Raw genomic sequence first — 24368 nt, forward strand, 5'->3', positions numbered from 1 at the left:
CTCGCCACTTCGATATGGGAGATCTACCCACTGAATTGCTAGCGCGCGATGCCCACGCCGAAGAAATCAAGGTTGAATCACCTAAGGATCAATATCCTGCAGGTCCAAATTCGCTAAACGATGCCTTGTCAATTTATCAAACGCTTTTTGAACAGTACTTGGATGGCGAGAAAGCCAACGCATGTGCGCCGCTGCCTGAAAATTTAAGCGTTCGCACTAAAAACCTCAAAGCTTCTGCCTATTTTTTAGATGCGACGCTGGCTGGCGTATGCGCTATCAAACCGACTGATTTTGTCAGGGGAGATTTGAAGCACACCCATGCTTTCATTTTTCTGGTTGAGTTCAGTCGCGAACCCAAGTCTGAAGAACCTGGCGCCAAATGGCTGCATGGCAGCAACAAAGCCCGAACAGATGCACGCGCCACCGAAGTAGCCGTTGTCTTAGCTGGCTATGTTCGTGCATTGGGGTACAGCGCGCGCGGTCATGTTGCAGGCAACACACTTCTAAACTTGGAAGCCTTAGCGCAACGCGCAGGCATCGTGAGAGCAGAAAACGGTTTTCTCAAAATGCCTTTTCTAAAAAACGGCTTTGCGCTGGCGGCCATCAGCACCGATTTGCCATTGGAAATTGATCTGCCAATCGCCTCAGACGCTTCCTTAGATTGGCCTGATTCGGATGCCTACATGGGAAGGCATGGAACGCGACCAGGCTGGGAGGAATCTGAAGCCCTACTGCGCCCTTTACATTTGGGTCGCTATCCCATGGAAACATTGAAGCGTGTGCCTGAGCCTACAACGCTGATTATTCGCGAAGAGATCATTCGCAACAGCAAGCGTGCCGATTTATTCACTCGAGCAATTTCTGGTGATTTAGGTGAAAAAGCCAAGGTGCAGCGCATGCGCTTTGCGACCAAGCATCCGCTGGCATCTGCCATGACGCCATTGATACGCAACATGGTGCCCCTGCAGGGAAGCTACGAGCGCCTTGTGCCCGTCAATCAAAACGAAGATTTTTCAGATGCTCAAAGAAATGCAGATTCAATCAAGGCACTGGCCCATTTTTTAGGTGCTGATTTGGTTGGCATTTGCGAAGCAGAGCCTTGGATGTTTTATTCACATGAAGCGCAACAAGGCAAGCCCATTGAGCCAAGCCACAAACACTGCATTGTTATTTTGCTGGACCAAGGATTTGAAACCATGGAAGGCGCCTCCGGCGACGATTGGATTTCGGGTGCGCAGTCTATGCGGGGGTACATGCGAGGCGCCTTTATAGCGGGTGTGATGGGTGCTCATTTACGTCGCCTAGGTTTTTCCTCCCGTTCACACACCAACGCAGAATCGGATATTTTGCATATTCCCGCAACATTATTGGCTGGCTTAGGCGAGCTTTCGCGCATTGGCGAATTGGTTTTAAATCCATTCATTGGACCGCGATCAAAGAGCGTGTTACTGACGACTGACTTGCCGTTGGCTTTCGATCAACCTATCGATTTTGGCTTGCAATCTGTGTGCAACATGTGCCTAAAGTGCGCACGTGAGTGTCCATGTAATGCGATTCCGTTCGGACCCAAGGTCATGTTCAATGGCTATGAAATTTGGAAGCCTGATGTTGAAAAATGCGGCAAATATCGCTTAACCAATATGAAGGGCTCAGCCTGCGGACGATGTATGAAAACATGTCCTTACAACAGAGAAGATCTTGTTGAATCGACTCGTCTGCTTGAGTTGTCAATCCAAGTCCCTAGTGCAAGAAGAGCGCTCATTGATTACGATGATCAAATTGGCGCTGGCATGCGCAATTCTTTTAAAAGATGGTGGTTTGATCTGGAGATTCTTAACGGCGTTTGCGTGACTCCCAGTGGCGTTAACGAGCGTGATTTGAATTTGGATCGAACCCATAAACTGGCTCAAAACCAAAAGTTAGCTTTTTATCCGCCGCATTTGCAGCCGGCTGCGCACATCACTACCGCAACCACCGTACCGCTTGATCGTCAAGCTGGACTTGAAGCTTATGCCAATGCGGAAAAACCACATCAAGCCAAAAAGAGAAAAAATTAAAAAAGCCACTGATTTTGAAGTCAGTGGCTTTTCGTTGAATTGCGAAGCCTCAAACCCAAGCTTGAAGCACGTAATCGTAGGCGGCTTGGCCGTTGGTCATGTCAACGCGTTGTAATTTGATTTTTAAATCCGGGCCTTGTTTGACCAGAGTGTGACGGTAGCTGCCACCAAAATGACGGATGTTGTCTCGACGCATTTCCATCATTTGAAACCGAGAGTAAACCTCGATGCTTGTATCGCTGGCCGCCTCAATCACGATGTTGCCAACGATGTGGTTCGTGCCCCACTGGGCAGCTTGTGACCACGCGTTGGGATGAAGCAATCGGCTCATTCGAACTTCCATCAGCAAACGGTCCTCCGCAAAAATGGAAGCTTCACGACGCCAATCTGTTTGAGTGGGGGTGGATGGCATCCAATAAACGCCATCATCACTGAACAGTTTGCCCCACTCACCCCAGGCTTTGTTGTCGAGCAAAGCGGCTTGGTGAAACAACAATTCGTCAACTTGTCGCTGTAAAGCAGGATCGACTTTGATGGCTTTGGGAATATAGCCTTGGCTGGGCACTCGGCCTCGCCCCATATGATCGGGCTCTATGGAGTCAGCGCCAGACATCGATTGGATGCCTTCAATCACAACGCCTGTGCCAAGTGCTTCTTTGACTTCGTTAGTTTTCATGAAAGTTAACTCCTGTTCAGGCTTTGGTCGAAGGTTGAATAGCGGCACGGATGTAAGACTCCCAGGCCTTGAACTGATTGCGCATCACGACTTCGCTGGTGCCGTTGTTGGAATACAAAACGCCATCCTTTTCGGTATCGCCGCCGTAGTTTCTGTGGAAGCTGACCCATTCGCCGCCTTTGGATTCCAGACCCAACTGACCCTTGGTCCAGTTTTCCAAGTCATCGGCATTGATCATGGTAGCGGGTGAGTTCACCAAGTTGAAATACCAAAGTGATCTCTCGTAGATGGCCTCAGGTACACCTTTTAAACGGAAGTGCCAAATTTCAGACAAGGTTTTGTTGGGCGCAATGGGGCGCAAGCAACGCACTTGTTGCAGGGGGGACTGAACCGACAAGTAGGGGTAAATTAGCACGTGATGAATGCTGCGTGCCAAGTACTCTTCGCCTTTTTCTTCGCCGTAAGCTTTCTTGATCAGTGCTTCGTATTCCACTGTGTCAGGGTCGGTGGGTCGCAAGCCCATATAGGCTTTCAAAATACCGTGACCGTATTTGAAGTTGACTGTTTGAACCGAGTCCCACTGATCAAAGCTAGAGGCAAAAGTGGACAGGTAGTGGAAGAACAGCGGTGCATCGCCTTTTTCTTTTTTCAGACGTTGCTCCACTTTGCGTGCAGACACACCCGTCGATTGGTGTGTGACCGAAGGATGCAGAGCATCCAATTGGTTCTCCATGAAGAACTTCCAATTGGAGTGCTGAATGACGCGGTGGCAAACAGGTACGGCTTCAACCTCTCCTACGGGTGAGCGGTCGCACATGTCGTCAAAGGCAACTTTGGCCTCGCCCAAGAACTCCACCAGGCCAGGGCCTTCCTTGGACAAACTGGCAAATACAAAACCACGGTAACTTTCTACACGGGCGGCTGGCACCATGCTGCAGTCTGGGGTGTCGGGTGTCATGCGCGTGCCGTCATAGCCTTTGACCAAGGGAATGGCTTTGATCTTTCCGTTTAAGTGGAAGCTCCATGCATGGTAGGAACACACAAAACCTTTGCCTGTGTTGCCACTTTGATTGCCACAAAGTTCTACGCCGCGGTGAGGACACCGGTTGTAGAGGACTTTCACGCTCTTGTCATCGTCACGCACCATGACCATAGGTTGACGACCAATTTGCATGGTGAAGTAGTCGCCCACCTCTTTGACTTGCGACTCATGGCCGCAATAGACCCAAGCCTTTTCAAAGATGTGTTCCATTTCAAGATCAAACAATTGTTGATCGGTGTAGACGCTCTTGTGAACGCGGTCTGGTTGAACCAGTTGGTCTAAATCTATCGATGACATGAAAACTCCATTTCAGGGCTTGAGATGAACACGAGCCGCTAACTTAACGCAGGTCAAGCAATAGATCTACAACAATTCATGCTTTTTCTATTACCATAGGTTATGGATTACAGAAAAGTTCAACTCTTTCTTGCGGCCGCGCGCTATGGCAATCTCACCGAAGCAGCCGCCTCGATGGAAATATCGCAGCCGGCACTGTCAAAGAGCATCAAGGCCTTAGAAAAAACGCTAGGGGTTCGTCTGCTTGAACGCGGCCGCTTTGGGGTGAGCGTCACACCCTTTGGTCAGGCACTCATGGAGCACGGCCGGGTCATTGAGGCCGAAATGCGCAACGCCGTGGGCGAAATTCAGTCGATGAGAGGGGCGCAAAGAGGGCACGTCATGATTGGCTGCGGACCCACCGAAGCCACTCGGCTTTTGCCCATGGCGCTTAAGATGTTGTCAGAACAAAATCCTGAAGTTCACGTCACGGTGATGTACGGATTGAATGAAGCCTTGATGCCTTGGGTGAAGCAAGGCGAAGTAGATTTTGCCTTGTCTTCTGTGCCTGCCAGATCAGCCGATCCCGAAATGGTGCATGACTATTTGTTCACAGAGAGCGCCACTGTGGTGGCTCGCTCAGAACACCCCTTGTCCAAAAACAAAGTGGTCACGCCTAACATGCTGGTGAAGTTTCCCTGGATCTTGCCAAGGCAGCGCGAATTAGAGCGACTGGCGTTTGACGATTACTTTGCTTCTCACGATCTAGACCCACCCAAAGCCCAAGTGGAAACCACCTCCACCGTTTTGATGAAAGCCATGGTGATGCAGAGCGATGCCTTGACCTTCATTCCCAAGGAATTAATTTATTGGGAAGAGAAAGCAGGGCAGCTTAAATCGCTTGAAGCGACCGGCAATCAGTGGGAGCGCCGTGTGGGCATGACGCGACGTCGTAAAGGGACGCTTAGTCCTGCCAGCAAGTTACTAATACAAGCCGTCAAAACAGTGGCGCTATCGTTTTAAATACTTACACGCCCAAGTAGCGGGTCCACAATTGCCGGTCGTGGCGGAGTGCGTCAGAGTTGCCTTTCCAAGCCACTTGACCCCGCTCCATGATGAGGTGGTGAGACGCAATGTCGACCAAGCGATTGACGTATTTGTCTACCACGATCAAGGTTTGCCCCTCACTGCACAGGAGTTTTAGACACTTCCAAATTTCTTCGCGAATGAGGGGTGCCAAGCCTTCAGTGGCTTCGTCCAAGATGATCAAGCGGGGGTTAGTGACCAACGCGCGTCCAATGGCCAGCATTTGTTGCTCGCCCCCTGACAGTTGCGAGCCTAAGTTCTTTTTGCGTTCTGCCAGCCGCGGAAACAATTCATAAACTCGCGCGGGTGTCCACAATGTTTTGCTGTTGTGGCGATTGCTGACAAAGGCCGTGAGGTGCTCATCAACGGACAGATTTGGAAAAACCTGTCGGCCTTCCGGTACCACCGCAATCCCCATGCGCGCAATTTTGTCAGCAGGTACGTGGGTGATGTCTTGACCGTCAAAGATGACCTGACCGCCTTGTACCGACTTGAGTCCTAGGATGCTTCGGATCAGGGTGGTTTTGCCCATCCCGTTTCGGCCCAGCAACCCCATGGATTCGCCCGCTTTTAGGGTGAAGTCAATGCCAAACAGGACCTGACTTTCTTGGTAGGCCGATTGAACATTTTGAACTTGCAGCAAGCTCATGCGTTCTCCTCGCCTAAGTAAGCCGCAATGACTTGGGGGTGATGACGGATCTCTTCGGGAGTGCCTGTGGCAATGACGGCACCGCTGACCAACACTGAAATTCTGTCGGCCAATCTGAACACAGCGTCCATGTCGTGCTCGATGAGCAAGATGGAAGATTGTTGGCGCAGCTTCAAGATGAGATTCAGGATTCGTTCTGACTCAACGGGGCCAGCACCGGCCATGGGTTCATCTAGCAAAAGCAGTTTGGGTTGGGTGGCCACGGCCAAGCCCAATTCCAAAATACGTTGCTCGCCATGGGAGAGTTCACTGGCCCGGTCATGAGCACGAGGTGCTAAGCCCAGATCGTTGAGCAGGCTCATGGCTTTGTCTGTAAGCGCAAGCTCTTGACTGACTGGTTTCCAAAATGAAAAACTGTGGCCCATTTGAGCTTGGACCGACAAGGCCACATTTTCTAGGACGGTAAACGACTTGAAGAGGCGCGTGATTTGAAAAGACCGCGCCAAACCTAGATGGACACGTTCATGGGTAGACAAAGCAGTGATGTCTTGCCCCTGAAACAAAATGTGTCCGCTGTCACTGGTCAGCAAACCAGACAACTGGGCAACCAAACTGGTCTTACCAGCGCCATTGGGCCCAATCAAAGCATGAATTTCATTTGGGAAAACTTGAAGGCTGACATGGTCGGTGGCCAGCAAGGCGCCAAAGCGCTTGACCAAGTTTTGAATGTCGAGCAAGGGTGGCTGACTCATGCGTGTCCCTTGCTTTCAACTTTGGCTGGTCGGTTGAAAAAGCTTGACAAGCCCTTGGGCGCCAACAGCACCACGGCCAACAAGAACCATCCAATGTAGAACTGCCAATACACCGTGTGTTCGGCCACAACGTCTTCCAAAATGAGCAAGACCAGCGCACCCCATAAACCGCCAGACAGCGTACCGACGCCGCCCAGAATGACCATGACCATCAAAATGCCCGATTGCGTCCAATGCATGAGGTTGGGGCTGACGTAGTTTTGATGGTTCACCATCAATGCGCCAGCCAAGCCACCCAAGGTGCCAGCAATGATGAACAGCACCCATTTGTAGGTGTAGGCCGGAAAGCCAATGGCGTCGACACGGGTGTCATCGTCGCGAATGGCCAAAATGACACGGCCAAAACGCGACTTCATCATGCGTGAAATGATGACCAAAGTAAGTACCAAAACCAAGAGCACCACAAAGTAGAAGGTGACATCATTTTTTAAATCAAGGCCCATGCCAAAGTTGGAGCGCGATTTGATGTTCAATCCCTCGTCACCGCCATAGGCTTTGATGGAATTGACCAAGTAGTAAATCATTTGCGCAAAGGCCAGCGTGATCATGATGAAGTACACGCCGCGGGTGCGCAAGGAAATAGCGCCAATGATGGCGGCGGCTATGGCAGAGATGCCCATGGCCACACCAAAGTTGATCCAGCCGTTGGTCACACCTTCTGTGATCATGATGCCAACAGCATAGGCACCAATGCCCACAAATGCTGCATGCCCAAACGAGACCAAACCACCAAAACCTAAGATGAGATTCAGGCTGCAGGCTGCGATCCCATAAATCATCATACGGCTCAGCATGCTGATATAAAAATCTTGCCCCCGTGCATGCAATACCAAAGGCAGTGCTATGGACAGTGCCAGCAGCAGGGTCCAAAGCCAAGGAGGTGTTTCGCGCTTCATGGTGACTTGGCTTTAAGAGCGACCGGAAAAAAGCCCTTGAGGGCGAACAAAAAGTACCGCAGCCATCAAGACATAAACCAAGATGGATGCAACAGCAGGGCCAGCTGCACTGGCAAATTGAGGTGAGAAAATTTCGCGGAACAAATGTGGCAAGAGAGTGCGGCCCAGCGTATCGACAAAGCCCACCAAGATGGCACCCACAAAGGCACCCCAAACTGAGCCAATGCCGCCAATCACAATGACCACAAAGGCCAGAATGAGGATGTTCTCTCCCATGCCAACTTGAACAGCCAACAGAGGGCCTAACATGGCGCCGGCCACAGCACACAATGCTGCACCGATGCCAAAAACTCCTGTGAAGAGCACCTTGATGTTGATGCCCATGGCCATGGCCATTTCGCGATTCGATGCGCCTGCACGCACCCAAGCGCCCATGCGTGTTTGTGTCACCATCAAAAACAACAGCAACGCAATGGCCAATCCCACCGCAATGATCACGAGTCGGTAGCTTGGGTACAGCAAACCAGGCAACAGTTCAACAGGGCCCGACAGGGCTTGTGGCGCAGACAAGGCCAAGTCTGAGCCCCAGATCATGCGAACCGATTCATTGATGATGAGAATGAGGGCGAATGTGGCCAGCACTTGAGACAAGTGATCGCGCGCATAAAGTGTTCTAAGCAGGGTGGCTTCCAACACCATACCCACCACTGCGGTGAGCCCCACGGCCAAGACAACGCCCAGCAAGAACGACTGCGTGAGTTGAACCAACCAAGCGGCCAGAAAGGCGCCCACCATGTAGAGGGCGCCGTGGGCCAAGTTGATCATGTCCATGATGCCGAACACCAGCGTTAAGCCAGACGCTAGCAAGAACAACATCAAGCCAAACTGCAGGCCATTCAAGGCCTGCTCTAACAACAAAATACTGCTCATGGGGAGATCTTAACCCCCCAATTACTTCATGGGGCAGTCTTTGACGTAGGCATCTCCATGGTTGGTCATGACGGGCTGGCCCACAATGCGATTCACCAAACGACCTTGTGCATCTTTTTGGACTTCACGCAGGTAATAGTTTTGGATAGGGTACTGGTTGGTGTTGAAACGGAAGTCGCCTCGAACAGAATTGAACTTCACCGTTTTCAATGTTTTGATCATGGCCTCTTTGTCTTCAATCTTGCCATTGGCCGCACGCACAGCAGCATCAATCAGCAAAGCGGTGTCATAACCTTGAGCTGCGTACAAAGTTGGGAGGCGTTTGTATTCTTTTTCAAACTCGGCCACAAACTTCTTATTGGCTTCGTTTGGCAAATCTAGACCCCAGTGAGCGGTGTCAAAAATGCCCAGCATGTCATTGCCCACAGCGCGAATCACATCTTGGTCAGCGCCAAAGCCAGGCTGAATCAGACGGATGTCTTTGTTCAAACCAGCGGCCATGAACTGCTTGATGAAGTTGATGCCCATGCCGCCTGGTAAAAATGTGTACACCACTTCAGGTTTGGCGGCACGGATCTCAGCCAATTCAGCGGAGTAATCCAATTGGCCCAATTTGGTGTAAACCTCACCGGTCACGTTGCCTTTAAAGAATCGTTTGAAGCCAGCCAATGAATCTTTGCCCGCTTGATAATTGGGCGCCAGCAAGTAGGCAGACTTTACTTTTTGATTGGTGGCATGTTGACCTGCCGCTTCGTGGTAAGCGTCATTGGGCCAAGACACTGCAAAGAAGTACGGAGTGCACTGCGCACCTGCAATGGGTGAGGGCGCTGCATTAGGGCTCAGGTAGATGGTCTTGCTTTCGACCGCTTCAGGCAAACCTGCCAACATGATGTTGGAGAATACAACGCCTGTTAAGAAATCAACTTTGTCGCGTTTGACATAGCGCTCGAACAATTGTTTGCCCACATCGGGTTTGAATTGGTCGTCGGAAATAGACACATCGGCGGGTAAGCCGCCCAGCTTTCCACCATTGAGTTTGACCGCCAGCATGAAGGCATCGCGAATGTCCACGCCAAGTGCTGCAGAAGGGCCCGACAGCGTGCTGACAAAGCCAACTTTTACTTTATCGGCCGCCAATGCAGGTTGCATAGCCAAGGTGGCCGCAGCAGCTAGGGTGACAAGACTTTTTACGAAGGGAAAAGACATAAAGTACTCCTGGTTAGACCGAAAAAATGACTTACAAACACTCTCTTTGATAACCCTGCATTCTTTGCTGAAATTGAAAGACATCCAAGTCAGGGTTTTCCCGCTTAAAAAACTTAAAGTTAGCCAATCCACTTAGGAAGCCACGTGGCGATGCCTGGAATGAAAAAAACTGCCAGCAATAAAAACAAACTCATCAGTACATAAGGCCCTACAGCTATAAAAATATGAGCCATGGTGACTGAAGGGGGCGCTACGCCGCGCATGGTCATGAGCAACAAACCATGGGGTGGCAGTAACAGGCCTAACTGCATGCAGATCAGGAACATGACGCCAAACCAAATAGGATCGACACCTAAAGCATTCACGATGGGCATGAATATGGGCAAGGTGATCATCATCATGCTGACTTGGTCGACAAAGATGCCCAAGAAAATAAGCATCAGCATCATGCCCACCACAATCCATTCCGTCGACAAACCTTGCCCGGTAATAAATTGCACCAAGCCCGTACTGGCTCCTGAAAACGACAGAATTTGGGCAAAGGTGGTGGCGCCCAAAATGATGAAGAGGATCATGCCTGAAATACCCGCCGTTCCCTTGAGTGATTTCAGAACGGCATCCCACTTCAAAGATTTGTAGAGCGCTGCCAACACCATGGTTGCAAACGCACCCAATGCCGCACATTCAGTGGGCGTGGCCCAGCCAGCGGCCAAAGCACCGACCACAACGCCAAAAATAGACAGTGTGGGCAAGACATAAGCAAAGAAAGGTTGCCAACGGTTCCAACCTTTGTGGACGACGGCATTGGTTTCTTCAGGTGCTAAATGGGGGCTAATGCGCACTCGAATGATGATCCATGCCACAAATGAAATGGACAACAAGATGCCGGGCAAGACACCGCCAATGAGCAATTTAGAAATAGAAATGCCTGACAAAGAACCCAGCAAGACCGTCAGTGCTGAGGGTGGAATCAACATGTCAACGGCGCCAATGGCCATGATGGGGCCTGTGGCAATGGTCGGGTGATAGCCCCTTTTCAACATGACAGGCAGCATCAGGGATCCCAGCATGGCGGTGGTGGCAATGGTTGACCCTGAAATGGCCGAGAACACCGTACCAGCCACCACAGCCACCACAGCCAAGCGGCCAGGTACGCGCAAGATCAGGCGCTCTACACCTTCAATCACTTTGAAGGCCAAGCCTGTGTGAAACAAGATCTCGCCCATAAGCACAAAGAGGGGAATAGGCGTTAAAGAAAAGGCCATGACAGAACTCACACTGCTGCGAGCCAGTTGAACCATGCCAGGTTCGCCTCCCATATAAAGCCAAGCACCCACAATGTTGATGCCAATGAACGTGAGGGCCACAGGCATACCAATGAACAGCAAAACCGTGGAGCCACCCAGCATGAGGCATGCTGCAAATTGCCAAGTATTCATGCTGCACTCACCGCGTCACTGCGTGGGCCTCGTTCTGCCAGCCAAAGCCGGTGCATGCGAAAGATCATTTCAATGCTGAGCAAAATGAAAACCACGGGCAAAGGTGCCAATGACCACCATTCGGGCGTGACCAATGTTTTGATGCTGAGTGAGTTGGCACTGTAGCTGGCCCATGTGGCTTGAGCACCATACGTGCTCATCACAAGGCAACATGCCAGACCCAATAGATCGCCCACCCACTCAAGTGCCCAAGCTAATTTTTTAGGAATGGCTTGCAGCAGAATATCCACTCGAATGTGTTGCCCTTGGCGCAGCAGCCAAGGTGCCACACTGAGCGTTATTAAATACAACAAAAATTCTGAAACCTCATTGCTCCAGCCTAGGCCCTGTGGCCCACCACTGACAGCAAAATTGCGCAAGGCCACATCGGTCACGATGATGAGCATCATGGCTAACAGCAACAGACACCCGAAGAGTGCCAGTGCTGAAATAAAACGCCCGTAGGCTTCAGAAAGTTTGTCAATCATTTAGAAAACAATGATTTGAATCTGGCGGCAATTTCTGGGCTTTGCTTTAATGCAGACGTCCAAGCAATGTCATAAGCTTTGTCTTTGTAGGCTTTGCTTGTGGCCGCATCAAAAGAAATGGTTTGAATGCCAGCCTTGGCTTGACGCGCAGTTTCGTCGATGCCGTACTTTACCCAGAATGTGTTCTCAGCTTCTAAAGCCAGCAATTGTTTTTGCAAATAGTTGCGCTGTGCGTCAGTGAGCTTTTTGTAGGCGGGCAAGTTCATGACCAAGGACACTTCGGCATCGTAGAAACCGGGGTCAATGCGAAACTTGGTTTTTTCGTGCCAGTTCAAATCAAAGATGCCACCAATGGGCCAACCATAGCCATCTACAACACCACGCTCAAGTGCTGTGTAGACCTCGCCTGGCGGCGTTGTAATGACATTGGCGTTCAGTGATTGGAAAAAATCACGGTAGACCGGTGTGATGCGAATTTTCTGGCCACTTAAATCGGGCTTGTCTACTTTCTTGTTGGTGTAAATGTGGAAAGGTTGGCTCTCAACCGTACGCGCCAAATACTGCATATTGCCTTTTTCATTCCATACTTTGTTGATGGCATCGAAGGCGCCGTTTTTGCGCTGCTCCGCCACTGGAATTTGGGTGAGCTTCAGAAAATCAGCCTCTGGCATCACATTGGTATAAAAAGCGCCAGTGTTCAGGGCCATGTCAACCACACCTGTTTTGACTGCATTGCCTACCTCAAAGGTTGGAATGGCTTTGGGACCACCAATGAAATTGATCTGCAAAACACCTTTGCCCTCGGCGTTGACTTTGCTGATCCAAGGCAGCAGGTGTTGCACATAGATGCCGTTTTCAGCAAATGCACTGACCAAGCGCAGCGTAACTTCTTGCGCCGAAACGGTTGCGCTGCTAGCGGCTGCAATGGCCAGAACTAGCGCCGATTTGATGATTTTTGTCTTCATGGTGTTGTCTCCTGTGTGAGGGGGTCAGTCAAAAAAATGGTGTTCGATACGGTGGCTATCAATTCGGATGCAGTAAACCCTGCGCCCTTAAACTTGTCAACAGTTCTTGTTCTGAGTCGTCATTCAGTGCAATTTTTTGAAGCTGTAGAAGCTTATCTGCAGCGTCTGGTTCATTTTGAAACAATGGCAGGGCCGTGATCAAACGTTGGAAATTGCGCCAACCACGGCTGTGTGTATCGCCGTAGCCCTTCACCAATTGTTGGGCCTTGACGACTTGCAAGGCCAATTTCGCGTTGGTGTGAATCAGATGGGTGATGCATGTCAACCAAGCGTTGATGCGTTCTTGTTCGTGAAAAAATCGCAAAGAGTAAGGACGTGTCACGCGCAAAGAGGCGATGAAATACAGGAGCAGGTAACCTCGCAGGGATGTCGTTTTGACAATTCGTCCCTTTTGGGTAAAGCGCCCTAGCAGCTGGCGTGCCCAGGTGGTTTTAAGCAGCCAATTTCCGATTGAGACTGGCAATGTGTCTGCAATCTCTTCGACGCGCGGATGCAAAAATTCATGGATGTCTAAAAATTGTTCGGTGCTTTGTTTGACTTCATGGCTCACTCGTTCAAAACGTGAGCGGCGAATTTTTAAATCGGCCACGCGCACGGTGTCCTCATAGCTCATCCACAAGGCCAAGTGCCTAGCAGCTTCGGACACCAGCTCATCACCTTCGTCATTGCTAGGTGCCTGTTGGTTGATTGGTTTTAGCCTGTCTAAATACAGCGCGGCATAGACTTCGCTTTGGTAGTCGGTCATGCGTTCAATGCCAGCTAGCAGATGGGCTTGCGCAGCAGGACGGAACTCTGACTGAATTCTTTGAGCCAATGCTTGTAATCGGGGCCCTACGGCAGGGAGATGCGAGTGCTTGGCGCCTTGAGGTTCTGGGGTGGATGATGCGCCGCCGCTCAATTGGCGTTGCGCTTCATGGAAAGCTGCACTAAATGCTTGAAGACTGGACGACACACCAATACCGCCGCGTTGAATGGTGGCTTCAAACTGCTCGCGTGTGAATGGGAGTTGGCCTGAAGCGGCCAAGGCGCCATACAAAGCGGGGCCAATCAAGCTGCCAAAACTCTCGGCCATGGTTGAGAAATCTGCTGCGATGAATTGGTGTGCTGCCGCTTTGGCGCCTGCCAACAGTTTTTCAGAGTCCATGCGCCCATCGCCCATTGCAATGCGTTCTGTCATGGCATAAACACGGTGCGAAGAAGTGATGAGGGTTGTGCGTTCCGAATTGACCAAGCCGCGTTGAAGAGCTCGGCCAGCTTCCATTAACTCAGAAGCCAACACAATGTCGACGTGGCCAGGGAAGGGACTGAGTGCGAACACAGGCTCTCGACCTTCGGGAATCAGGGCCTTGTTAAACATTTCAAGGTAATAAATCGTGGCGCCTGTGCGTTGTGCCACACCAGGAACCGAGGTGGTTTGAGCCACAAAGCCATTGTGTTCAGCCAGATCGACCAGCCAATCGGCTAAAACGCCGCCACCTTCTCCACCCATCGCCAAGATGGCAATGGTGATGGCGTGCGATTGTGATTGTGTAGGGTTCATTCTCGTGTCCATCAAGCAGCCGAGATGCCCTGTAAGCGACGTTCAATGCGGTTTTGCAATCGACCAATGATCCACTTGCGCAATTTGACTTTGAAGCGATCCCATCCGCTCGGATTATTGATAATCTCCGCCCGATAAAACGAGGGACATAAAACCGCCGCATGGGAAACTTCGCCGCACAAGCCACAGCCCACACAGCTGTCGGCCACTGCAACAACGGGGTCAGTTCTCAAGGGGTCTGGATTGGCTTTGATGCTCAATGAGGGACAGCCCGACAAACGGATGCAGGAGTGATCTCCTGTGCACGTGTCGGGATCCACGCCAAATTTTTCTCGAACCACGCGCTCGCCTTGTTTGATGCGTTGCCTAATTTGAGGCTTCACCCGTCGCTGACGGTTGAGCATGCACTCACTTTGCGCAATCACCACTTTGGGGCCTTTGGTTTGCGTGGTTAGAGCTTCTCGCAGGGCACCTCGCATTTGATCTAAGCTGTAGGTGTGTGTGACGGTTTTGACCCAATCGACCCCCACACCCTTCACCGCTTTTTCAATGGGGTTGTTGGTGCTTCGAATCGGGTTGATGGCTTTGGAAGACAAAACGTCTTGACCGCCTGTTGCGGCTGAGTAGCCGTTGTCAACCACTAGCAAAACATTGTCTGTTTGATTGAAAACGGCGTTGCCAACGCCACTGGTGAGACCGTTGTGCCAAAAGCCACCATCGCCCATGATGGCCATGGTTCGGTGTTCGGTTTCAGGTGTATTGAAAGCGGAAGCGCCGGCCCAACCTAAACCATAGCCCATGGTGGTTGCGCCAACATTGAAGGGGGGCAAGATAGAAAACAGGTGACAGCCGATGTCGCAGCTGATGTGACGCGGCCCCAGCTCTTTTTCAAGCATCTTGATGGCTGTGAAGATGGGCCTCTCAGGACAGCCTGTGCAAAAGGATGGCGGCCGCGGAAGCACTTGGGCCGTAGCTTCGGCAATCACCTGGTTTATCAGGGCATTGCTTTGAATGGCTGGAACCTGGTGCCTGGCGTTATTCAGCAATTCAGGCGCATAAAGTTCAATGAACTTTTTGATGCCTTGCAACATCACGCCGCCCGTGTACTCTCCCGCCATGGGTAAGAAATCTTTGCCATGTACGCGCGTCTGCAGATCGGCTTTGCGCAAGATGGAATGAATGTTTTGTTCAATGAAGTCGGGTTGCCCTTCTTCCACAATGAAGAGCCCACGCTTCCCGGTGCAGAAGGTTTTGAATTCATCGTCAACCAAAGGGTAGGTGACATTCAAAACATAAAGAGGAATTTGGGACTCACCAAATGCATTGGCCAGGCCGAGAATTTCCAGAGCGCGAAGCACGCCGTTGTACAGGCCGCCTTGCATCACAATGCCAAAGTCATTGGCATCGCTGGCAAAAAACTCATTGAGCTGATTTTCTTGAATAAATTTGACAGCAGCTGGCCAGCGTTCTTTGACCTTCTCTTGCTCGTGCAAATAACTGGAAGGTGGAAGCACAATGCGATTGACATCACGTTTGGGATGCTCAATGGCATCTTTGAGCGTGAAGGCCGGCCGCACATTGTCTTTGGTCGCAAAATGGCCGTGCACGTGACAGGCGCGAATGCGAAGCTCCAGCATGACAGGGGTATTGCTGGCCTCCGACAACTCAAAGCCTTGCTCCACAGCTTTAACAATGCTGGGCAAATTGGGTCGGGGGTCTAAGAGCCACACCTGTGATTTCATGGCAAATGCATGCGAGCGCTCTTGCATGATGCTTGAACCTTCGCCGTAGTCCTCGCCCACAATGAGCATGGCCCCGCCGATGACACCGCCAGATGCCAAATTGGCCAAAGCATCAGAGGCGACATTGGTACCAACGGTCGACTTGAAGGTGACTGCGCCTCGAAGCGGGTAATTCACCGAAGCTGCCAAAGTGGCTGTGGCCGTGGCTTCAGAGGCACTGTGTTCAAAGTGAACTCCCAATTCAGCCAAGATATCGTTGGCGTCTGTGAGCACATCCATTAAGTGAGAGATGGGCGCCCCTTGGTAGCCCGCAACGTAGGACACACCTGACTGCAACAAGGCTTTGGTGACAGCCAAAATACCTTCGCCGTGAAATTCTTCACCGGCACCCAGCTTGAGTTTTTCAACCTCTGCAAGGAATGAACGTTCAGCCATTGTTGCAATGTCCTTTTGAATGAACTGTGTTTTGAGTTCAATATTTATTGCAATTTAGGATAGATTTCAACATTCGACAAATGGATAAATCAAATATCGTTCATTGATTTGGTGAATAATTAGGCCTTACCCTTAGGAGGTGCATGGTATGAATTTTCGGCAGCTTGACTTGAACCTTTTGCGCGTTTTGGTGGCTATTCACCGAACGGGCTCTGTCACCTTGGCTGGAAAGTCTCTGGCCTTGTCTCAGCCAGCAACCAGCAATGCGTTGGCCCGTTTACGCGACTTTTTTGAGGATGAGCTCTTTGTTCGTGCGCCCACGGGTCTCAAGCCCACCAGATTGTGTGAGCAATTGGCGGCCGACATGCACGAGCAGCTTCTGCTGATGGAGTCTATGTTGGTGGGAAGGCAAGAATTTGACCCTGCCAATAGCGATGTGCACTGGAAAATTTCTTTGTCTGATTTGGGCGAAATGATGTTTCTTCCGAAGTTGGCAGCAGCTTTGCGCATCGATGCGCCACATGCACGTTTGTCCAATATCGCGGTGAATGCGGATCAGGTGACAGCAGCACTCGAATCGCGTGAAATTGATTTGGCCGTAGGCATTTTGGCACCTGAGCATCGTGGTATTCGCTCTGAGCTGCTGTTTCATGAGCGCTATATGGCGGTGACTTCATTGAATTGGAAGCCGCCCAGCGGTAGGGCCGGTAAAACCTTGAGCTTGGAACAGCTTCGTCAGTCGGGTTTTGCCGTAGCTTCACCCACTGCCACATTTCATGGCAGTGTTGAAAAAATGTTGACGCGAATGAAATTGGAAGAGCGCATTGTCTTGCGATCTAGGCACTTTAGTGCCATGCCCGACATAGTTCGCCAAACTGATTTGGTAGGCATCATTCCAGAGATGTTTGTGCGCGAATTGAAGACCCGTCAAGATCTTCGCGTTTGGGACATCACGGATGCACCGGTTTATGAGGTTCAAATAATTTGGCACAAGAGTACCGACACTGATTCGCGACATATTTGGATGCGCGATTTGGTGTGCAAGTTATTTCAGCGATTTAGAAAAAATATTTCTAGACAATGATTTCTTTCCACACTTGTAGCGCACTTCTTCTAAGCGCAAATATTAAATCCGTCTTCTTTTGTTCTAGGGCCAAACACCGGTTAGAAAATTAAAAAAGCCACTGATTTTTAAGTCAGTGGCTTTTGGCTTTACTAAATCAACAGGGTGTTTGACTTGTTGATCAGGTCAATGCGCTTTTCACGCGTTGCGGCGACATTGGCAAAGAACGCAAACGTTTGCCCGTGAGTTGGAAGATGGCGTTGGCGATGGCAGGTGCCACGGGCAATACCCCAATTTCACCCATGCCGGTGGGAGCAGCATCAGACTGAACAAGCTTCGTATGGATTTCGGGCATTTCACTCATTCGCAGCACTTGGTAGTCATGGAAGTACGATTGAACAGGTGCGCCATTTTGGATGGTTAACTCCTCAAGAAGGGCAACTGACAATCCAAACACGGCAGCCCCTTCAAGTTGAGCCAACACGTTAGTTGGTTGAATTGCCAAGCCAGGATCAACAGCCAGCCACATGTGATGGACTTTGATTTTTCCAGTTTGTCTGTTGCTTGTCGTCTTTGAGGGCTTTCTACAAGTATTTTTAAGGCACATCCAAGAGTTTTGGGATACAAAAACCCTATTTTTTCGCCCAAATGGCAGGCTGAACTGGGGATATTAGGGTGATTCTGTATACAGAAAATCGAGTTGAGTGGTTTAATCTCGTTTTCTCAAAACCCACACATGCACTCTTTGAAAATTCACATTCAGGACCCGGATGCTGCTGAAGAAGGCAGCACGCAGGCCGTTAAGGCGCAGCAGCGCCTGCGTGAATTGATCTTGGCTGGCCATCTGGCTGCAGGAAGTCGCATTGCAGAGTTGGCGTTGGTAGAACGTCTGGGCATGTCACGCACCCCTATTCGAGTTGCCCTCATGCGTCTTGGCCAAGAAGGTTTACTCGACGCCTTGCCTGGGGGAGGTTATGCCGTGCGCACTTTCTCTGAGCATGATGTGGCCGACGCCATTGAGCTACGCGGCACGCTCGAAGGACTGGCGGCGCGGTTGGCCGCAGAGAGAGGTGTTAGTCCAGTGCTGCTTCAAGAGGCCGATGCCTGTCTTGACCAAATCGATCAAGTGATGCGCCAGGGGGGTCTGGATGACGAAGATTTTTCTGCTTACGTTCGTTTGAACGCTTGTTTTCACAAAATGTTGTCTGAGATGGCAGGTAGTGCAGTTTTGGCTCGTGAAATTGAGCGGGCATCAAGTCTGCCATTCGCTTCTGCTTCCGGCTTTGTCGGGGTGCAGGCCAGCAAGCCAGATGCCCGCGATTTGCTGGTCGTGGCGCAACATCAGCATCGTCAAGTGTTACAAGCCATTGCGCAGCGCGAGGCCGGTCGTGCAGAAGCACTCATGCGCGAACATTCCCGCATTGCACGCCACAATTTGGGGCTGGCGTTACAAAATCCACAGCCCTCGGTCACACCGGGTGTTCAACTAATTAAAAACAAGAGGTGAATTATTTTTATTAAAAATACTTGGTATGTGGCCTGTTCAATAGATGAACTGGACGGCTTAGGGACGAGACCCCTTGGCCGTACCATTTGCAACGAACAAATGGTATTTTTCAAGGGCCCAGAAAATAAGGTTGCGGCAGTAGAAGACTTTTGTCCGCATCGTGGTGCGCCTTTGTCACTTGGCAAAGTGTGTGAAGGTAAGTTAGTTTGCGGGTACCATGGTTTGGAGATGGGTTGCGAGGGCAAAACCGTTCACATGCCAGGGCAGCGCGTCCGTGGATTTCCTGCCATCAAAAACTATGCGGTGATCGAGCGCTATGGTTTTGTGTGGGTTTGGCCGGGGGATCAATCACAGGTCGACGAGGCATTGATGCCTAGCTTTGAGTTTTTTGATAACCCCGCATGGGCCTACGGTGGTGGTTTGTATCATGTCAAAGCCGATTACCGACTCATGGTCGACAACTTGATGGACTTGACCCACGAGACTTATGTTCATGCCAACAGCATTGGTCAACCCGAGATCGATGAGACGCCATGCAAAACCACCGTAGAGGGTGACAAGGTGATCTTGCAGCGTCACATGGAGGGCATTCAGGCGCCACCGTTTTGGCAAATGGCAATGAGCGCCAACGGTCTAGACCCCAATGCTCGCGTAGACCGCTGGCAGATTTGTCGCTTTACACCGCCCAGTCACATCATGATTGACGTCGGTGTTGCCCTAGCAGGGCGAGGCGGCTTTGATGCCGACCCAGCGGACAAAGCGTATAGCGTGGTCGTAGACTTCATCACGCCTGAGACTGAAACTTCGCATTGGTACCACTGGGGTATGGCGCGTCAGTTCAAGCCACATGATGCAGAGCTCACGATCAAAATTCGTGAGGGACAAGGCAAGATTTTTAACGAGGACATGGAGATGTTGCAGTTGCAGCAGGCTAACATCAGCAAATGGCCCGACCGAAAATTGCTGCTGCTCAACATCGACTCGGGCGGCGTGCAATCTCGCAGAATCATCGACCGTCTCTTGGCTCAAGAACAGGCCAGCAGCAGTCTTGAGCCTGAAGGTATCACCCATGGAGTTAACCCATGAGCAACGATGATCTAACGAAGACCCCATTGGGAGCCGACGGGGCTTTTGAAGTGCATTTAGCAAAACGTGGCGAGAAGTACCGTGTCCCTGCCGACCAGTCTATCTTGCGAGTATTAAGTGACGCCGGTGTTGACGTTCCGTTTGCCTGTGAGCAAGGTGTTTGCGGCACTTGCCTGACCAAGGTGTTGGCCGGACAGCCAGATCACTGGGACATGTTTTTGACACCAGAAGAGCAAGAGGCCAACACCCAAATGATGATTTGCTGCTCGCGCAGCCAGACAGCTGTTTTGGTGCTAGATATCTGAATTAAATTCACCCCTTTTTAAATTTTCAAAACCAACCAACCAGGAGACAACCATGACTTTTAAAAAACGACTCTTACAAGGCACAGCAGTGCTTGCCCTTGCAGCTGCAGCGCAAGCGCAAGCTCAGGAAGTGCTTCTCAAAGTGCACCACATTTGGCCTACAGTGGCCATGGGCCACTCACGCGTTGTAACGCCTTGGTGTGAAGCCATTGCCAAAGACTCTAACAATCGCATGCGCTGCCAAATTTTGCCCGCCATGACAGGTGGCGGTACGCCGGCTCAATTGGTTGACCGCGTGAAAGACGGTGTGGACGACGTGGTGCTGACGCTGCCCGGCTACACGCCAGGCCGCTTCCCCATCATGGAGGCATTGGAATTACCTTTCATGACCAACACCGCCGAAGCTGCTTCAGCCGCTGCTTGGGATTTTTACAGCAAGTACGCTACCAAAGAATTTGCGGGTACCAAAATTTTGGCAACCTGGGTTCATGACGAAGGCTTCGTCAGTACTTCAAGCAAGTCCATCAAAAACATGAACGACTTTAAGGGTCTGAAGATCCGCGCGGCCAGCCGCCAATCTTCTAAGTTGTTGGCCAGACTTGGTGCAACACCGGTGGGCATGCCTATTCCGCCAGTGGCCGATGCCATGACCAAAGGCACCATCGATGGTTTCTTGACTGCTTGGGAAATTATTCCCGCCTTTAAGTTGCACGAGGTCAGTAAATTTCACACCGAAATTGAACAAAGCCGTCCTTCGATGTTCACAGCAGGTTTTGTCATGGCCATGAACCAGGCCAAGTACGACAGCCTGCCCGCAGATCTGAAGAGTGTGATTGACAAGCACAGCGGTGCTGCATTGTCTCGCACCATTGGACGTTATTGGGATGAAGCGACTGTACCTGGCCGCAATGCAGCAATTGCACGCGGCAACACGTTCAACAAAATTGATGCAGCAGAAACTGATCGCTGGATTCAAGCTTCAGCGCCTCTTTATGAAGAGTGGGTTGCTGACATGGACAAGCGTGGTTTGCCCGGCAAACAAATGTTGCAAGATGCCAAAGACTTGATTAAAAAATACACCAAGTGATCTTGTACCTGCCCCTCTTTGATGAGGGGCAGATTTGCTAAATTTAAATTGGACTGTTGATGTTTCTTTCGACATTGATGCTGGCGCCTGTGTGCCGTCTTTTTGCGGTCATAGGTGCAGCGGTTGCACTGATCACAGGGTTGTTGACCACCTTGAGCGTGATCATGCGAGCCGGTTGGTCTCAGCCCATTCCAGGGGATGTCGAAATGACTCAAATGGGAATTGCTTTTGCCATATCCCTTTGCCTGCCGTTTTGTCAGTTGCAAAGAGCCAACATCATTGTTGATTTTTTTACCCAATCGACCTCTAACAAAACCAGACAATCTTTAGACGCAATGGGCAACCTGCTGCTGATTGTGCTGTATTGGTTGTTGGCGTGGCGAACCAGTGTGGGTGCCCTGTCTGTTCGTGAAGCAGGTGAAACCACCATGATCATTAGCTTGCCCATGTGGTGGGCTTATGCTTGTTTAGCGCCAGGCTTAGCCTTGGCCGGGTGGGTGGCCTTGATGCAAGCCTTGTCCGGGTGGACTTCCCTTGAACATGAGGCGCAAGCATGAGCTCGATGGCCCCTCAAATTGGTTTGGCCATGTTTGTGGTCATGATTTTGCTCATGGCTTTGCGTGTGCCTATCGCTGTCGCCATGTTCATTCCTGGCTTGGTCGGCTATTGGTTAATGAGCGATAGCATCACCACACTTAACTTCCTTAAAGGCAGCGCTGTAGCGCGTCTGACGGTTTATGAACTGAGTGTGATTCCCTTGTTTCTACTGATGGGACAATTTGCCACACAAGGTGGATTGAGTCGCGACTTGTTCAAGGCAGCTGCTGCCTTGGTGGGGCATGTAAGGGGGGGTCTGGCCATGGCCTCTGTATTGTCTGCTGGCGCTTTTGGTGCAGTTTGTGGTTCATCTGTTGCGACCTCCGCCACCATCACGCAAGTGGCCTATCCCGAGATGCGTCGGCATGGCTATATGGGCCGTTTGTCTACAGCTTCATTGGCGGCAGGTGGCACGCTGGGTATTTTGATTCCACCTTCGGTACCCCTGGTGGTTTACGCCATATTGACTGAGCAAAACATTGCCAAACTGTTTGCGGCTGCCCTTGTACCTGGTATCTTGGCCATGACGGGATACCTCTTGGTAATTTTTCTTTATGCCAGATCGCGTCCCGACATGGCACCCCTGAGTCCAACCTTGGCCGGTTCAGAAAAATGGAGCGCATTGATCGCCATTTGGCCTGTCGTTGGCGTCTTTTTCATTGTGTTTGCAGGAATTTATGGTGGCTTTTTCTCACCCACTGAGGGGGCTGGTATTGGCGCTGTCTTGACCATGTTGGTGGGGCTGGCCAAAAAAGATTTGACACTCTCCGGCATGCAAGTCGCTTTGCTTAGCACTGCAGAAACCACCGCCATGGTCTTTCTGATTTTTCTCGGCGCAGACATGATGAATGCCACATTGGCTTTAACCGAAATGCCCAAAATGGTCGCCACTTGGGTGTCCGGCTTGCCTGTTGCACCTCTAGGTATCGTGACAGCTGTTTTGATTTTGTACATTGTGTTGGGATGCGTCATGGACGAGTTGTCAATGCTCTTGTTGACCATTCCTGTCATATTTCCTGCTGTGATGGCGCTGGACTTATGGGGTCTGTCTTACGAGCTCAAAGCGTTGTGGTTCGGAATTTTGGTGCTAATGACAGTCAGCTTTGGCTTGATTGCCCCACCCGTTGGCTTGAACGTCTACGTGGTCAACAACTTGGCTCGTGACGTTCCAATGTCTGAAACCTACAAAGGTTTGGTGCCATTCTTAATTTGGGACATTCTTCGTTTGGCCGTTTTACTTTTTGTCCCGGCTTTGAGTTTGTGGTTGGTGGGTGTTTTATTTACTCGCTGAACTATTGAACCCAATCGCAAGAATGTCCACGTACAACATCTGAATGGTTAATGATTGACTTTCTGTCAATCGCCCACAATTTTACGTTCGCGAATAATTTCGCCAAATCGCTTGGAGTCATCATTTGCGCGCGCACCAAACTCAGCGGGCGTTAAAGGCAGAGCCTCGCCGCCCAAATTCATGATGCGATCTTTCAATGTCTGGGTCGACAAAATGCGATTGATTTCTCGGTTGACCTTGGCAATCACATCAGCGGGCGTACCGGCCGGTGCATAAAACCCAAACACGGAGTCAGCATCAAAACTTTTAAGGCCAGCCTCATCCAAGGTGGGCACATTGGGGAACAAAGGTGAACGCTTCAGGCTACCCACCGCCAAGAGTTTGAGCTTGCCTGCGCGTACTTGACCCAGACCAATACCAGGATCAAAGTAAAAATCAAGCTGGCCGGCCAATACATCTTGCAATGCGGGTGCGGCGCCTCGGTATGGCACGTGAACAGCAAACAAGCCGGCCTGGCTCTTCATCATTTCACCAGCCAAATGGGGTGAGCTGCCGTTGCCTGCAGAGCCATAGGACAGTTTGCCTGGATTGTCTTTGACGTACTTTAAAAATCCTTGAATGTTGTCGACTGGCAAAGTGGGCTTGGCCACCAAATAAACCAGCACTCTGGCAGCTGAAGCTACAGGTACCAGGTCCTTGGCTGGATCAAAAGACATGCGCGGATAAATATGCGGGTTCACAGACACCATGCCGCCCGAGCTCATGAGCAGGGTATAGCCATCGGGCGCTGATTTGGCCACCATGTCGCCGCCAAGGTTGCCATTGGCACCGCCTCTGTTTTCAATCACGACGGGCTGGCCTAAAGCTTCTGCCAAAGGAATGCCAATAGCACGCGCTATTTGATCGGCTGCGCCACCTGGTGGAAAGTTAACCACCACCTTGATGGGCTTGGAGGGCCAAGCTTGGGCCAGCGCACTGGCACACAATGCGGGGCCCAGCAAAAGCGCTGACAACGCAGTAGCCAAGACTCGCCTGTTGATCTGGAAGCTGAAATTGGATGGATTGTTATGTTTCATGCTGTCTCCTAATAAATT

At 50.9% G+C, this 24368-nt stretch carries 23 protein-coding genes; 9 read left to right on the plus strand and 14 right to left on the minus strand.

Annotation, left to right across the window (positions count from 1 at the left end; translation table 11 throughout):
- Nucleotides 1-14: 14 nt before the first annotated feature.
- Nucleotides 15-2057, plus strand: coding sequence for a reductive dehalogenase domain-containing protein (locus tag AMM03_RS03515; protein ID WP_228764546.1), 2043 nt, complete (start codon nt 15-17; stop codon nt 2055-2057).
- A gap of 49 nt (nt 2058-2106) precedes the next feature.
- Here AMM03_RS03515 and AMM03_RS03520 read toward each other — a convergent pair whose 3' ends face one another.
- Both AMM03_RS03520 and AMM03_RS03525 read right to left on the minus strand, forming a co-directional pair.
- Complete coding sequence (locus AMM03_RS03520; RefSeq protein WP_090129039.1) at nt 2107-2733, minus strand: aromatic-ring-hydroxylating dioxygenase subunit beta; 627 nt, start codon at nt 2731-2733, stop codon at nt 2107-2109.
- Between the two features lie 16 nt (nt 2734-2749).
- The gene (locus AMM03_RS03525; protein WP_090129040.1) at nt 2750-4072 is read right to left on the minus strand and encodes a Rieske 2Fe-2S domain-containing protein; all 1323 of its coding nucleotides are present in this window, start codon (nt 4070-4072) and stop codon (nt 2750-2752) included.
- A 102-nt stretch (nt 4073-4174) separates the two neighbouring features.
- Here AMM03_RS03525 and AMM03_RS03530 point away from each other — a divergent pair, with 102 nt between their 5' ends.
- Nucleotides 4175-5074 carry a LysR family transcriptional regulator gene (locus tag AMM03_RS03530; protein WP_090129041.1) on the plus strand — a complete coding sequence of 300 codons (900 nt, stop codon included), beginning with the start codon at nt 4175-4177 and terminating at the stop codon, nt 5072-5074.
- A gap of 4 nt (nt 5075-5078) precedes the next feature.
- Here the strand turns inward: AMM03_RS03530 and AMM03_RS03535 are convergent, their stop codons facing one another.
- The 10 genes from AMM03_RS03535 to AMM03_RS03580 form a co-directional block, all read right to left on the minus strand.
- Entirely contained in the window at nt 5079-5780 is a 702-nt protein-coding gene (locus tag AMM03_RS03535; RefSeq protein ID WP_090129329.1) for an ABC transporter ATP-binding protein, read from the minus strand.
- Between the two features lie 2 nt (nt 5781-5782).
- Nucleotides 5783-6538, minus strand: a complete 756-nt coding sequence (locus tag AMM03_RS03540; protein ID WP_090129042.1) for an ABC transporter ATP-binding protein — start codon at nt 6536-6538, stop codon at nt 5783-5785.
- Complete coding sequence (locus AMM03_RS03545; protein WP_090129043.1) at nt 6535-7494, minus strand: branched-chain amino acid ABC transporter permease; 960 nt, start codon at nt 7492-7494, stop codon at nt 6535-6537. The genes AMM03_RS03540 and AMM03_RS03545 overlap by 4 nt, the downstream gene beginning before the upstream one ends.
- Nucleotides 7495-7506: 12 nt before the next feature.
- Nucleotides 7507-8424 carry a branched-chain amino acid ABC transporter permease gene (locus AMM03_RS03550; RefSeq protein ID WP_090129044.1) on the minus strand — a complete coding sequence of 306 codons (918 nt, stop codon included), beginning with the start codon at nt 8422-8424 and terminating at the stop codon, nt 7507-7509.
- Nucleotides 8425-8445: 21 nt separating this feature from the next.
- Nucleotides 8446-9630 (minus strand): ABC transporter substrate-binding protein, encoded by a 1185-nt coding sequence (locus tag AMM03_RS03555; protein WP_090129045.1) that lies wholly within the window; start codon nt 9628-9630, stop codon nt 8446-8448.
- A 119-nt stretch (nt 9631-9749) separates the two neighbouring features.
- Complete coding sequence (locus AMM03_RS03560) at nt 9750-11069, minus strand: TRAP transporter large permease (RefSeq protein WP_090129046.1); 1320 nt, start codon at nt 11067-11069, stop codon at nt 9750-9752.
- A complete protein-coding gene (locus AMM03_RS03565) occupies nt 11066-11596 on the minus strand; it encodes a TRAP transporter small permease (protein ID WP_090129047.1) in 531 nt (176 codons plus the stop codon). The genes AMM03_RS03560 and AMM03_RS03565 overlap by 4 nt, the downstream gene beginning before the upstream one ends.
- Nucleotides 11593-12561 (minus strand): TRAP transporter substrate-binding protein DctP, encoded by a 969-nt coding sequence (gene dctP, locus AMM03_RS03570; RefSeq protein ID WP_090129048.1) that lies wholly within the window; start codon nt 12559-12561, stop codon nt 11593-11595. Before dctP ends, AMM03_RS03565 begins: the two co-directional genes overlap by 4 nt.
- A 58-nt stretch (nt 12562-12619) precedes the next feature.
- Nucleotides 12620-14161, minus strand: coding sequence for an indolepyruvate oxidoreductase subunit beta family protein (locus AMM03_RS03575; protein WP_090129330.1), 1542 nt, complete (start codon nt 14159-14161; stop codon nt 12620-12622).
- 11 nt (nt 14162-14172) lie between these two features.
- Nucleotides 14173-16338: a thiamine pyrophosphate-dependent enzyme gene (locus AMM03_RS03580; RefSeq protein WP_090129049.1), complete on the minus strand. Its 2166-nt coding sequence runs from the start codon at nt 16336-16338 to the stop codon at nt 14173-14175.
- Nucleotides 16339-16486: 148 nt separating this feature from the next.
- On the opposite strand from AMM03_RS03580, the gene AMM03_RS03585 reads away from it, so the two are divergent.
- The gene (locus AMM03_RS03585) at nt 16487-17422 is read left to right on the plus strand and encodes a LysR family transcriptional regulator (protein WP_090129050.1); all 936 of its coding nucleotides are present in this window, start codon (nt 16487-16489) and stop codon (nt 17420-17422) included.
- Between the two features lie 160 nt (nt 17423-17582).
- On the opposite strand, the gene AMM03_RS03590 is transcribed toward AMM03_RS03585, so the two are convergent.
- A complete protein-coding gene (locus AMM03_RS03590) occupies nt 17583-18008 on the minus strand; it encodes a molybdopterin cofactor-binding domain-containing protein (protein ID WP_090129051.1) in 426 nt (141 codons plus the stop codon).
- Nucleotides 18009-18137: 129 nt separating this feature from the next.
- Here AMM03_RS03590 and AMM03_RS03595 point away from each other — a divergent pair, with 129 nt between their 5' ends.
- The 6 genes from AMM03_RS03595 to AMM03_RS03620 are packed head-to-tail and all read left to right on the plus strand — an operon-like array spanning nt 18138 to nt 23274.
- Nucleotides 18138-18908 carry a GntR family transcriptional regulator gene (locus AMM03_RS03595; protein ID WP_090129052.1) on the plus strand — a complete coding sequence of 257 codons (771 nt, stop codon included), beginning with the start codon at nt 18138-18140 and terminating at the stop codon, nt 18906-18908.
- A gap of 3 nt (nt 18909-18911) precedes the next feature.
- Nucleotides 18912-19994, plus strand: a complete 1083-nt coding sequence (locus AMM03_RS03600; RefSeq protein WP_090129053.1) for an aromatic ring-hydroxylating oxygenase subunit alpha — start codon at nt 18912-18914, stop codon at nt 19992-19994.
- Nucleotides 19991-20299 (plus strand): 2Fe-2S iron-sulfur cluster-binding protein, encoded by a 309-nt coding sequence (locus AMM03_RS03605; protein ID WP_090129054.1) that lies wholly within the window; start codon nt 19991-19993, stop codon nt 20297-20299. The genes AMM03_RS03600 and AMM03_RS03605 overlap by 4 nt, the downstream gene beginning before the upstream one ends.
- 52 nt (nt 20300-20351) lie before the next feature.
- Complete coding sequence (locus AMM03_RS03610; RefSeq protein ID WP_090129055.1) at nt 20352-21386, plus strand: TRAP transporter substrate-binding protein; 1035 nt, start codon at nt 20352-20354, stop codon at nt 21384-21386.
- Nucleotides 21387-21445: 59 nt separating this feature from the next.
- Nucleotides 21446-21943 carry a TRAP transporter small permease gene (locus tag AMM03_RS03615; protein ID WP_228764547.1) on the plus strand — a complete coding sequence of 166 codons (498 nt, stop codon included), beginning with the start codon at nt 21446-21448 and terminating at the stop codon, nt 21941-21943.
- Nucleotides 21940-23274, plus strand: a complete 1335-nt coding sequence (locus tag AMM03_RS03620) for a TRAP transporter large permease (RefSeq protein WP_194942748.1) — start codon at nt 21940-21942, stop codon at nt 23272-23274. The genes AMM03_RS03615 and AMM03_RS03620 overlap by 4 nt, the downstream gene beginning before the upstream one ends.
- A 65-nt stretch (nt 23275-23339) precedes the next feature.
- On the opposite strand, the gene AMM03_RS03625 is transcribed toward AMM03_RS03620, so the two are convergent.
- Nucleotides 23340-24350 (minus strand): Bug family tripartite tricarboxylate transporter substrate binding protein, encoded by a 1011-nt coding sequence (locus AMM03_RS03625; RefSeq protein WP_090129056.1) that lies wholly within the window; start codon nt 24348-24350, stop codon nt 23340-23342.
- Nucleotides 24351-24368: the final 18 nt, after the last annotated feature.

The sequence above is a fragment of the Limnohabitans sp. Rim11 genome, assembly GCF_001269365.1.
Taxonomy (GTDB): domain Bacteria; phylum Pseudomonadota; class Gammaproteobacteria; order Burkholderiales; family Burkholderiaceae_C; genus Limnohabitans_A.